At 54.2% G+C, this 12,215-nt stretch carries 10 protein-coding genes; 1 reads left to right on the top strand and 9 read right to left on the bottom strand.

The window, feature by feature from the left end; genetic code table 11:
- Positions 1–364 precede the first annotated feature (364 nt).
- Genes WC612_06495 through fliF form a run of 9 tightly spaced genes read right to left on the bottom strand, consistent with a single transcriptional unit; the run spans position 365 to position 11,165 of the window.
- Positions 365–1,975 (bottom strand): hypothetical protein, encoded by a 1,611-nt coding sequence (locus tag WC612_06495; protein MFA6280422.1) that lies wholly within the window; start codon positions 1,973–1,975, stop codon positions 365–367.
- Positions 1,976–1,981: 6 nt separating this feature from the next.
- Entirely contained in the window at positions 1,982–2,785 is an 804-nt protein-coding gene (locus WC612_06500; protein ID MFA6280423.1) for a MinD/ParA family protein, read from the bottom strand.
- 12 nt (positions 2,786–2,797) lie between these two features.
- The gene (locus WC612_06505) at positions 2,798–3,778 is read right to left on the bottom strand and encodes a hypothetical protein (GenBank protein ID MFA6280424.1); all 981 of its coding nucleotides are present in this window, start codon (positions 3,776–3,778) and stop codon (positions 2,798–2,800) included.
- On the bottom strand, positions 3,779–5,893 hold the full coding sequence (gene flhA / locus WC612_06510) for a flagellar biosynthesis protein FlhA (protein ID MFA6280425.1): 2,115 nt from the start codon (positions 5,891–5,893) through the stop codon (positions 3,779–3,781). It lies immediately after the preceding gene.
- A 20-nt stretch (positions 5,894–5,913) separates the two neighbouring features.
- Positions 5,914–7,302 carry a sigma-54 dependent transcriptional regulator gene (locus WC612_06515; protein MFA6280426.1) on the bottom strand — a complete coding sequence of 463 codons (1,389 nt, stop codon included), beginning with the start codon at positions 7,300–7,302 and terminating at the stop codon, positions 5,914–5,916.
- Positions 7,303–7,324: 22 nt separating this feature from the next.
- Positions 7,325–7,651 carry a flagellar motor switch protein FliN gene (gene fliN / locus WC612_06520; GenBank protein MFA6280427.1) on the bottom strand — a complete coding sequence of 109 codons (327 nt, stop codon included), beginning with the start codon at positions 7,649–7,651 and terminating at the stop codon, positions 7,325–7,327.
- The gene (locus tag WC612_06525) at positions 7,648–8,448 is read right to left on the bottom strand and encodes a FliH/SctL family protein (protein MFA6280428.1); all 801 of its coding nucleotides are present in this window, start codon (positions 8,446–8,448) and stop codon (positions 7,648–7,650) included. Before WC612_06525 ends, fliN begins: the two co-directional genes overlap by 4 nt.
- Before the next feature lie 20 nt (positions 8,449–8,468).
- A complete protein-coding gene (fliG, locus tag WC612_06530) occupies positions 8,469–9,494 on the bottom strand; it encodes a flagellar motor switch protein FliG (GenBank protein MFA6280429.1) in 1,026 nt (341 codons plus the stop codon).
- A 12-nt stretch (positions 9,495–9,506) separates the two neighbouring features.
- Positions 9,507–11,165, bottom strand: a complete 1,659-nt coding sequence (fliF, locus tag WC612_06535; GenBank protein MFA6280430.1) for a flagellar basal-body MS-ring/collar protein FliF — start codon at positions 11,163–11,165, stop codon at positions 9,507–9,509.
- 270 nt (positions 11,166–11,435) lie between these two features.
- On the opposite strand from fliF, the gene WC612_06540 reads away from it, so the two are divergent.
- Entirely contained in the window at positions 11,436–12,083 is a 648-nt protein-coding gene (locus WC612_06540; protein ID MFA6280431.1) for a hypothetical protein, read from the top strand.
- The last annotated feature ends 132 nt before the right edge of the window (positions 12,084–12,215 follow it).

Here is a 12,215-nt window from a genome sequence, read left to right on the forward strand (position 1 = left end):
CGCTTTCGCGGGGATGACGCTAAAGGGGAGTATCGCCATAAAAAACACCGTCATGCCCGCGAAAGCGGGCATCCCGTTTATTTTTTCTCTACGAGTCACTTCATTCGCTTGTTGGTATCACTCGTCATTTTTTCTCACTCTCTCTACGTCATCCCGCACCCCTCTACGCCCTTCGGGCTTCGCGGGGCAGGCAGCGGATGACGCGATAGCGTCAGACGCGTGATGCGGGACCTAGGGGACTGGGCGATGAACGAACTGTGGTGAGGATGGCAAGAGCGACTGGATCCCAGATCAACTTTCTTTCGTCTTGCTTCGCTACGACGAAGAGAAAGTTTTCTGGGATGACGATGGGGGGCATCGAGTATTAAGTCACCCATTCCTTTTGCTCGGCGCTTTGAAACACCACCCAGTTTTGCCGTCCCGTTTGAAAAAGGATCGAGCCAATCAGACCCGTGGCCTCCAACGTTTTGACGGTCGTATCGCGAAGTTCCCGCGTGAGCGAGTCCGGCAGGGGCGCTTCACTGCGGATCACCAAATCCAGCTTTTTATGTTGCGAAAGCCCGTCCAGTTGAAGAGAGCCAAGGTTGGACATGTTCATCGTGATTACAAAGCGCGTGCGCTTGTCTTGAATGGCTGAAACCTCGTCGCGCCTGCCATGTTGCGCGTCATGATGAACATAAAGGCGCAGCATTTCAAACGCCGTCCCGTGATGCAAGGGGAGGGGATAGGCGCGCCACTCGCCGACTTGTGCGTCGCGCACGGGTGAAAGGCTCGGCTCCTCCATGGCTTTCATTAGATCGCTGGTTGCCTGTTTCTTGCCTGCTCTTTCCATCTTGACGATCAAAGGTTCGCCCAGCCATTCATCAATCTTGCCGCTTTGCAAAACGGATAACAGAAACATGGCCGTCCCTGCCAAGTGATGCGTGGGGCTGGGTAGGCGCGTTTGGATAAAGTGCGCCGCTGCTGGCAGGTCAGTTTGAATAAGCGCCGAGACAAACTCGCGCATGGGCGTAAAGTCTTGTTCTTGAGAAAAAGGCAGCGGTGTCGTGCCAGAAGCGCCCCCCGCTTGCCGCGTGGCTACGATTTTTGTACCTGCTGGCAGACCTCCGGCATTGTGAACGAAGATGGTTTTGCCTTCGCTTTCGATCAAAGCGTGGCCGCTGTGGCTCTTGCTGATAATCGTCGCCTTGATTTGTTCAGGGCGGATATCGTGCGGCCACGGCTCATCCGGCGTGATAACCTGATCGATCCGCAGGCGCAGCGTTTGCGGGGCAAGAGAATGCGCCGCCCCCTTTGCGGTTGATCCCGCCATTGTTGGTGGCGTGACGCTTTCTTCCGACGCGTGCGGCATCATGGCCTTGGCGGTTTTATCGATGTTGCCGCTCGCTGCGTGTTCGCCTGCGTGAGGAGCCTGTGGCTGTTCAGCCGTTTTGGCGGTGAAAGTCGCCTGCGATGCCGTCTTGCTTTTAACGGCTATCGAGTCGCGGTCAATCTCATCGGGCAAAACGGTCACGGTAAGCGTCTGGCCTTTTTGAAATGGCGCTTCTGTTTTTGCGATGGCTTGGGGTTGAAGAGTGGCTTCCGCTTTGGACGCAGTCTTTTGTGTCTCGCCTTGCGGCAAAATCAGCATGGCTTGCTTTGTCGGGCTTCCGGCTTGAAGGACAAGCTCAACGGATTTTTGGGGCTGCGTTGGGTCTTGTGTCGCTGAGGTGACAAAATCCTGAACAAGCTTCAGCGTCTCGGTCTGCGTTTTTAGCAAGGCCAACTCGACAATCCCTTGATCGGTTTTCACCGTCAGGTTGCCGTTTTCGAAAAGAGAGAGGATCGTGCCGTTGATGGTCAGCGGCGCATTCAGCTGCGCCAAATCCGGCGGCACTTGCGTGACCTGTGCGGCCAGCGCCAAAGAAGGTGACGCAAGCGTAGGCAAAGGCATCAAAAAAGAGGGCGGCAGGGAAGGGAAGGATGGCCCGCCCATGCGCCCTTAGTCCGACAAGAGTTGCGCGGCGATAACGCCGACGTCTTGCGCCGCCTCGCAATTCGGTGAGCGTGTCATAAGCGGCGTTTGCGCCCGAATGGCATCGCGCACCTTGCTGTCGCGGCGAATGACGCCCGCCATCGGCGGCGTATAGCCAAGGAACGTTTCAGACACTTTGCAAATCGTGTCATAGGTTCTGCGCCCCTCATAGGGCGTTGCGGCCAGATTGATCACAATTTTCATTTCCGCCTGTGGGTTTGCGGCGCGGGAAAGCTTGATAAACGCATAGGCATCGGTGAGCGAGGTTGGCTCATCCGTGATGACGACATAGGTTTGCGCGGCAGGCCCCGCCATCTGGCGGACGGCGCGATCCACGCCCGCGCCCAGATCAACAAAGACGTAGTCATAGTTTTGCGCCAGCGCGATCAGCTCGCCGCGCATGGCGTTTATTTTTTCGGTGGAGAGCGTGGCCATAGTGCCAGAGCCAGAGCGTCCCGCCAGAATGTCAAAGCCGCCTTCGTCATAGCGCGTGATCGCCTGTGCCATCGGCAGTTTGTTTTCGACAACGTGGCCCAAATCTTTTTCGGGGGCGAGGCCCAGTTGAATATCAACGTTCGCCAAACCCAAATCGCCATCGAACAGAAGAACGCGTTTCCCCTGCTTTGCCAACGTATGGCACAGCGTGATCGAAAACCACGTTTTGCCGACGCCGCCTTTGCCGCTGGCAATCGCTAGCATGTTGGGACAGCGCAGCGCGGTAAAGGGCGCTTGTGCGACGGGTTTTGGCATAAGGGGGATAGGATCGGTCATGGATGTCTTCTCCTATGAAGAAAGGCGGGCTTTGGCAGCGGATTCTTGCGGTGTGGCCAAGATCAACCGTGCCAAGGATACGGGATTAAGGGGCTGCGGCGCGTCCGTGACTTTGGACGACGCGCTAAAGGCGCATAGGGGAAGGCGCGTTTCATGCGCGACGCCCAGCATGCCGCCAAGGCGGCGTGTCATATCAAGGCGCGTGGGGAGCAGGCTTTTGGCCCCCATCGCGGAAAAAACTTTGGCCATTTCGGCGGCTTCAAAAGCGTCCAGATCAGCAGGGAGGACGAGGACAGGGCTTGCGCCCGTGGCCTTGATGATGGCCGTCAGGTTTTGTTTGCCCACCTCGGAAAACGGATTGCATCCTGCCGTGTCTACGATGATGGCCGTATCCGCTTTTTGCATGGCAATCGCATCGCGCAAAGCGTGGGCGTCTTCGATTTCCATCAAGTCTGTTTCAAGAAGACGTGTAAAAGCGCCCAGCTGAGCCATGCCACCTGCGCGTTCGGTGTCGGTGCTGATAACGGCAAGCTTCTTTTTCGCCAGAGTAAGCAAGGTTGCCATCTTGGCCGCGCACAAAGTCTTTCCTGCTCCGGGGGGGCCAATTAGGACAAGCGGCTTGTTTTCCTTTTCATCGTAAAGGGAGGCATAGTGAAAATGCGTATCAAAAGCCGCACCAATCGAAAGTAAAGGATCATCGTTGGCGTACTGCGTCGCTGTTGCCACGATTTTCTCGGCGAGAACGGACGGCACATTATGCGCGATCATGGCCTCGGCAATGGTCTCGATGGATTCAGAATCAATAGTTTGTGCCGCAAGGGTTGATGCAACCGTGTTTTCCTGCAACACGGGATCGTCAATGGCGGCTGTGACGCGCACGCCACCGCCTTCATCATCGCGGGTCGCCACAATGATCGCGTTATCGCCCAGCGTCTCACGAACAAGGCGCATAGCCTCGGTCATGGTCGTGCCATAAAAGGATTTAAGTCTCATTTAAACTTGTCCTAGCGTCTTGATTTTGGCCTTGGCATAGATTTCATTTTGCGAAACGATCACCGTCGAGGGACGGAACCGCTCCATAATAGAGCGAACATACGGGCGAATAGTGGGGCTTGTCAAAAGGATCGGCGATTCTCCCATCATGGCATGTTTGTCATAGGCTTGGCGGACAGCCTGAATAAACTGGTGCAGCTTGGTGGGCGGCATCGCAAGGCGTTTGTCGTCCCCGTCGCCCGTCAGCGATTCGATAAAGGTTTGCTCCCACTCCGGCGAGAGGGTGAGGAGGGGAATATAGCCCATCTCGTTCGTATTCGCGCTGGAGATTTGGCGGGCGAGGCGCGAGCGCACATGCTCGGAAATCAGCGCTAGATTGCGCGTCAGGCCAGAGGCCTCGGCGATGCCCTCAAGGATGGATGGTAAATCGCGAATAGAGATGCGCTCGGCCAGCAGATTTTGCAAAACGCGTTGAAGGCCGCTGATGGTCACTTGGCTGGGGATGACGTCAGCGATGAGCTTTTGCTGTTCCTTGCTCATTTCGTCCAGAAGTTTTTGAGTCTCGGTGTAGGAGAGAAGCTCGGACATATTGTCCTTGATGATTTCTGTCAGGTGCGTGGTGATCACCGTCGGCGGATCAACGACAGTGTAGCCTTTGAACAGAGCTTCCTCACGGTACGTCGCATCGACCCACATGGCGGGAAGGCCAAAGGTCGGCTCCATCGTGTTTTCTCCCGGCAGCGTAATGGGGGAGCCTTTGGGATCCATGATCAGCAGCATTCCGGGACGCAGCTCACCGCGTCCCGCCTCAATCTCCTTGATGCGTAAAACATAGGTGTTGGGGGGAAGCTGCAAATTATCCTGAATGCGGACGGACGGCATGATAAAGCCCATATCGCCCGCCATCTGGCGGCGCAGGCCTTTGATCTGATCGGTCAACTTTTGTCCCGCTTCGCTGTTGATAAGGGCCAGAAGAGCATAACCAAGCTCAAGGCGGATCATGTCGATGGAAAGCGTCCGGCCAATGGGATCCTCAGCAACGGGGGCAGGGGCGGCGGCGGCGGCTACGGAGGCGGCCTTGATTGCCGCTTTGTTCAGGTTGCGTTGTCCTGCTGAATAGGCGCCAAAACCAGCTATGCCAGACAAGATAATAAAGGGAAGAAAAGGCATGCCGGGCACAAGAGCCAGCGCCGCCATTAGCGCGGAACTTAGCCCAAGCGCCGTTGGATAGTCGCTAAGTTGAGCAAACAGGGCTTGATCGGTGGAGCCTTGGGTTGTTGTTTTGGAAACAAGAAGACCCGCCGCAACGGAAACCAACAGCGCAGGAATCTGTGTCACAAGGCCGTCACCAATCGTTAGGCGAACATAGGTGTCGGCGGCCTGAAGAATGGGCATGTCGTGGCGGAACGTGCCGATGGTGATACCGCCGATGGCATTGATGAAGGTGATGACGAGGCCTGCGATGGCATCACCGCGCACGAACTTGGCCGCACCGTCCATCGAGCCGAAGAAGCCCGCTTCATCTTCTAGCTCTTTGCGTCGTTTACGGGCGGAGTCTTCGTCAATAAGGCCAGAGGACAAATCGGCATCGATGGCCATTTGCTTACCGGGCATGGCGTCCAAGGTAAAACGCGCGGCGACCTCGGCAATACGCCCCGACCCCTTGGTGATCACGACAAAGTTGACGATGGTCAGGATCGAAAAAACGATTACGCCGATAATAAAATCGCCGCCCATGACAAGATCGGCAAAAGCGCCGACGACGTGGCCTGCCGCGTCTGTTCCCTCATTGCCGTGGGTGAGGACAAGGCGCGTTGTGCCAAGATTAAGGGAGAGGCGCAAAAGGGTGGAGAGGAGAAGAACGGTCGGAAAGGAACTGAAGTCCAAAGGCTTTCCGATAAACAGGACGGTCATCAAAATCGTGACGGAGAAGGTGATCGAGATCGACAGGCCAATATCAACGACAAAGGGCGGAATGGGCAAAACCAAAACCGTCAGAATGGTCATCAGGCCAGCGGCCAGCCATACTTCGCCACGCTTGAAAAGTCCGTTTAGGAAATCAAGCGATCCGGCCTCGGTTGCCGCGTCTGTCGTTGTGCTGGTTTGTTCGCTCATAGGTTTCTAGGGGGCTTTCTTTACGTCGCGGCCTGTTCGTTTTCGCCTATGGCAGGCGGTACGGCGACTCCCGTTTCACTGTATTGCTTTAGTTTGTTCCGTAACGTGCGGATCGAAATGCCAAGGATGTTGGCCGCGTGCGTGCGGTTGCCAAGGCAATGTTGAAGCGTGTCGATGATAAGGTCGCGCTCAACGTCCGCAACCGTTCTTCCCACTAACGGTGAGCCACCGGTTGCAGCGGGGGGGGCCATCTTGCCTGTGGCGGCTTGCGCGGCCAGCGCGGCCGGAGACGTAACATCGGGGACAAGGCCTTGCCCTGCAATCATGATCGCCTCTGGCTCAATTTGCGAACTGCGCGCCATCAGGACGGCGCGATGCATCGTGTTTTCCAACTCGCGCACATTGCCACGCCACAAATGGGCTTGCAGCCGTCCCAAAGCGCCCTCCGATAGCTCACGGTTGGGAAGGCCATTGGCCGTTGCGTACTTTTTGGCGAAGTAGGAGGCCAGCGGCGCAATATCGGAAGGGCGGTCGCGCAGGGCGGGCATAGGCACGTTCACGACGTTTAGGCGATAGTAAAGGTCTTCGCGAAAACGTTTGGCGCGGACTTCGTCCTCGAGGTTGCGGTTAGAGGTCGCGATCAGGCGAATGTCAATCTTGACAGGGGAGGAGCCGCCGACGCGGTCAATCTCGCGCTCTTGAATGGCGCGGAGCAGTTTGGCTTGCAGGCGCAAATCCATCTCGCTGATTTCATCAAGAAGGAGCGTGCCGCCGTTCGCTTCTTCAAACTTGCCGATGCGCCGCGCGACCGCGCCCGTAAACGCGCCTTTTTCATGGCCGAACAATTCGGATTCCAGAAGGTTTTCAGGAATCGCGGCGCAGTTCAGGGACACGAAGTTGGCATTGGCGCGGCGACTTTTGCGATGGACAAAACGCGCCATCACTTCTTTGCCCGTACCGGATTCACCCGTAATAAAAACCGAAGCATCGCTGGCCGCGATGCGTTCCGCCATCTCAAGGATGGGCGTCATGATGGGATCTTGCGCGATAAAGGTCGCGTCTTCTTCGGCCACGGCTTGCAAGACGGCGGCGATTAGCTCGGCATCGGGGGGAAGGGGAATGTATTCTTTTGCGCCAGCGCGAATGGCCCTGACGGCTGCGCCTGCGTCCGTGCCAATGCCGCAAGCGACGACGGGGACGTTGATCCGCTCTGATCGCAAACTTTCGATCAGACGGCCAATCTCCATCTCAACATCGCACATGACAAGGTCGGCCCCTTGGCCGTTTCGCAAAGCGTTCAAAGCGCCATCGACGCTTTCGATATGCGAAACCTTCGCGCCGCGCTGACTGGCGAGGCGTCCGGCGGTTGATATATGTCCTTGTAAATGGCCTACGATCAAAAGTCTCATGGCGTCCTACCGTTGTTGAAAATTATGACGTGCGTTCTGCCTTGATGATTTCCGTCATCGTGATCCCAAGGCGGTCTTCGACCACAACAACCTCGCCGCGTGCGACAAGGCGATTGTTGACATAGATATCGATGGCTTCGCCAACTTTGCGGTCCAGCTCGATCACCGCGCCGCGCCCCAGTTTTAAAAGGCTGCTGACAGGCATGGTGGCTTTGCCCAAAACGGCGGCGACTTCGACAGGAATGCCGTAAACGGCTTCCAGATCGGTAATGGTCGCCATCGCGCCATCCTTGGGAGCTTCACCGGCGGAAGGCTCTAATTCAGAGAGGGTCAAGCTTTCATCGGTCATTTCTGTTCTCCAAGGTCAGGCTGTTGGGGTTGTGGGGGGAGCGCTTCTTGCTCACTTTTTTCTTGTATAGCGGTGGGGGCCGTCTCAACGGGCGGCCGTTCTGCTTGTATTGGTGGGGGCGCGGTCTCTGTTGTCGTTTCAAGCGAGGCGGGTTCAAGTGTTTGAACCTCGTCCATCACGCGGTCAATATCTTGCCACAGCGCTCTGATGTCGCGCTCAATGCCGCCATCTGCCCATTCGACGCGGCATTCGGATGGACCAAGATCCGGATCGCCAAGAATAACAAGCTTACCAGCATACGCTGCGCTTTCCGCAATGGCGTTAATGCGTGTTTTGGCATCGTCAAACTGGGCTTCGTTGACGCGGAAAACCAAACGAGGTTCGTGGCTCATTTCCGTGACGATTTTGGCAACAATGGACTCGACCTCCTCCAGCCCATGGCGGGCGACAAAGGTAGGCATAATTTTGCGGGCGATGACAAGCGCGATTTCCTGTAACTGGGCCAGTTGGCGCTGCCACTCGCCAAGGCTTTCGGTAATCAAATGGCTGGTGTTTTGGTCGATTTTGGAAAGCAGCGTGTTCATATATTGCTGCTGGTCTTCGGCCATCGTTTTTTGCCCCTCGCTAAAGCCTTTTTCATAGGCTCCCTTCTGGGCGGCTTCCAACTGTTCTTGAGAGAAAGTCTGCTTTGTTTTTTGTCGTTCAGGCGCACAGCAGCCCGCTTCATTATCGAAGGTAAGGTCGAAAAGGTATTTGCGCACTTGGGTGCTGGCCGCTTCTGCTGTTTGTGTTGACATCGACTTCTTCTGTATCCTTTTTAGTAGACCAGTTCATCCTCGCCGTTGTCCTTGGCGATTGTAATTTCGCCACGTGCCGCCAGATCCTTGGCCGCCGTGACAATGCTTGTTTGCGCTTCCTCGACATCGCGCAGGCGCGTGGGGCCCAGAGCAGCAATATCTTCTTTGACCAGCTTGCCTGCGCGTTCGGACATGTTGGAAAAGAAAAGGTCCTTAAGCGCTTCCGAAGCACCCTTAAGCGCGATGGGAAGCTTGCTTTTATCGACAGTGCGCATAACGCTTTGAATGGCTTTGCTGTCCAGTTTAAGCAGATCTTCAAAGGTGAACATCAAGCTTTTGATTTTCTCGGCGGAGTCGCGGTTTCTCTCTTCCAACGAGGTAATAAATTTTGATTCACTCGCGCGGTCAAGGTTGTTAAAAATCTCGGCCATCGCTTCGTGCGGATCGCGGCGGTTGGTACGGGCCAGATTGCTCATAAACTCATTGCGAAGCGTGCGCTCAATATCGTCAAGCACGTCCTTTTGCACCGACTCCATGCGCAGCATACGCATCACGACTTCCATCGCAAAGCTTTCCGGCAGTTGCGAGAGGACTCGCGCCGCATGATCGGGTTTGATTTTAGAGACGACCACGGCGACCGTTTGCGGGTATTCGTTTTTCAAAAAGTTGGCCAAGACAAGCTCATTCACGTTGGCCAGTTTATCCCACATGGTGCGTCCCGCAGGGCCGCGAATATCCTCCATGATGTTATCGACGCGCCCTTTATCCAAAACCTTCATCAAAAGGCGTTCCGTGGATTCAAACGTGCCGACCAAAGACCCTGTTGACGACATTTGTTCGACGAACTCGACAAAGAGTTTTTCCACAAGGCTAGAGCTGACATTGCCAAGATTGGCCATGACTTGGGAAAGCTCTTTTATTTCCTCATCATTCATGTGAGAGAAAACGCGCGCGGCGTAGTCTTCCCCCAAGGAGAGGATCAAAATAGCGGCCTTTTCCGAACCGGAAAGGCTTCTTACATCTTCACGAACGCGAACGCCTGCCATCTTTTAGGTTCCTTAGCGGCTTTCTTGATAAATCCAGTTACGCAAAATGGACACGGCCTCTTCCGGATGCTTGTCCACAATTTCCCCGACCTTTCTGAGCGAGGACGCTTTGACGCGGCCTTCAACGCGAGAAATATCGATCATTTTCTCAATCTCGCTATCCTCTTGTCCTTCGTCTTGAAGGCTTTGGGTAAAGGAACCTTGCGAGGGGGGGGCGAGTTGAGCCGTCGCCCCGCTGTTCGACGCTAGATAGCGGTTGTCTCCGCCCAAATTACCGGCTGACTCAAAGAGGCGTTTGAGGATAGGGCGAACGACCAGCAAAACAACCATCAAGCCGATAAAGGCAAGAAGCAAGGTTTCGGCTATGCGTAGCAAGTCCAGTTTGGGCATCCCCATGATCAGATCGGAAGAGGCAGCATCCGTTTCTCCCCCTTCTGCTTGGACGAAAGGCATATTGGCGACCTCAACCGTATCGCCGCGTGTCGCGTCAAAATTGACGGCAGAGCGCACCAACGCCTTAATCTGGTCAAGCTCTTCTGTGGTGCGGGGTTGATAGGATTTTTTCCCGTCGGCTGCCGTGGTTGTATTGCCGTCGACGACGACAGCGACGGACAAGCGTTTAACTTGTCCTGTTTCACGCACTTGTGAACGAACGGTTTTGTTAATCTCATAGTTGATGGTTTCTTCGGCGCGGTTTGTCTTGTTCGCGCCTTCACCGCCGCCTGCCGCTTGGCCTCCGGGCATGTTGTTGGTGACGGACACGCTGCCCGAGCCCCCATCGGAAGCGCTGGAATCTTCGGTTGTACTTTGCTGCGAGCGAACGACCTGACTTTCCGGATCAAAGATTTCCGAGCTTGTCGTGATGCGGTCGAAGTCAAGATCGGCAGAGACTTGGGCGCGCACTTTACCAAAGCCAAGAGTCTGTGACAAAAGATCCTCAATCTTACGCGCTTGTGCTTGCTCAAAGTGAGAGCGCATCTCGTCCTGATTGTCCGATCCTGTTCCTGTGCCTGCCGAATTATCCGAAGGCCGCGCCAGCAGGTTTCCCTTATCATCCACGATAGAAATCTGGTTGGGTTGTAGTTGAGGCACGGCGGCCGCGATAAGGTGTTGGATAGACGATATTTGTTCCCGCGCTAAAGCCGCGCCGCCGCGTGTTTTCAAAAAGACGCTGGCGGTGGCGGTTTGCGTGCCGTGGCTAAAAAGTTCACGTTGAGGAAGAACCAGATGAACGCGCGCGCTTTGGATGGATCCCATGGTGCTGATGGTACGCGCCAACTCGCCTTCCAACGCCCGCAGATGATTGATGTTCTGCACAAAGCTTGTCGTGCCAAAGCCTTCTTTTTGGTCAAAAATCTCATAACCAATCGAGCCGCCCTTGGGCAGGCCTTCGGCGGCCATCATCATGCGGATCTTGCCGACTTGCTCGCCTGGGACGCGGATCACGCCGCCATTGGGGGCCACTTCGTAGGGGATCTTCATCGCGTCTAGTTTTTGAGAAATGGCGCCAGCGTCCTGTGTATCCAGTTCCGTATAAAGGAGCGCCATGGGTGAGGAGGAAATGCGTGAGGTGATAAAGCCAAAAAAGCCAAGAAGGCTAAATGCGACAAGCGCGATGGCTCCCAATCGCATGGGGCCAAGATTACGTAAGGTCTGGATAAAGGCGTTCACGTCGAGGCGACTCCTTGAGCGAAAAAACGTAGAATCACGATGGAAGATCGTGCCCAGATTGGGTACTTGCTTTTTTTAAGGTTAACAAGGCTTAACCCTGCAAAAGTAAAAATTTTATTAAGAAAGTGGGCAATTATTGCCTATTTGCCTCACTTTGTATCGATAGCGAAATATAAGCTCTTTCATAGTGTGGACATATGAAACTATATCTATCGGAAATGTGGTGGTATGAAGAGTTATCAAACGCACGATCATTGAAAGGAATATCTTATGACGTTGGAGCTAGATGAAGTGGCTTTTAAAAATTTGTGTCTTATGGACACTTCGCCAACCCAATTTGCTATATCGGTTTTTCAGGAGGGATCGGAGATGATTCCTCAGGAGGAATTGGGTGAACCAGAATTCTTTAATCCTGTGAGTGCAGTGGAATATCTCAGTGAGATTATGGAGATAAAAGAAACGTGGGACAATGTTTGTGGTGGAGAACGTACAAACGCACAAGAAGCTTATGATTTTATTCTTGATCACCGTTTGGCGATGATGGAGAAAATTCAAGAAGATGAAGCCGTTAAACCTTTATTGCATATGATGGACTCTTTGACCGAGCTTATTGAAAAAGGCGAGGCATCTGTTTATTTTTCCGAAAAGAGGTTTCAAAAAATCGGATTTCAGGACGGTTTTGACGAACTACGTTCCGTGGTGGACGAGAAACTGAGTTGCATTGATCGTGCCTGTGATTCTATCGTCAGGGACTTGAAGAAAGAGAAGGGGTTTGTTTTAGATAAAAAAGATCCGCGTCTTTTGCTTTTGGCAACGATTCATAAACCAGTCGCGGCCGCTTTGTCTTATAGCAACCTCGCACGCAGAACAATAATCAAGCGTAGTGTCAAATCGTCAGAAACGTTGACGGCTGGCTGAATTCTCTAAAAAGCGAAAAAAAGAAAAAGGATGTTGTCTTTCGGGGCAACATCCTTTTCTTTTGCCCCTTTTCTCTTTGGCGTATTATGCTTTATAGTTAGACAAAATTATTTCCCAAAAAAACGGGATTCC

The sequence above is a fragment of the Bdellovibrionales bacterium genome, from assembly GCA_041662785.1.
Classification (GTDB): Bacteria; Pseudomonadota; Alphaproteobacteria; order UBA9219; family UBA9219; genus UBA8914.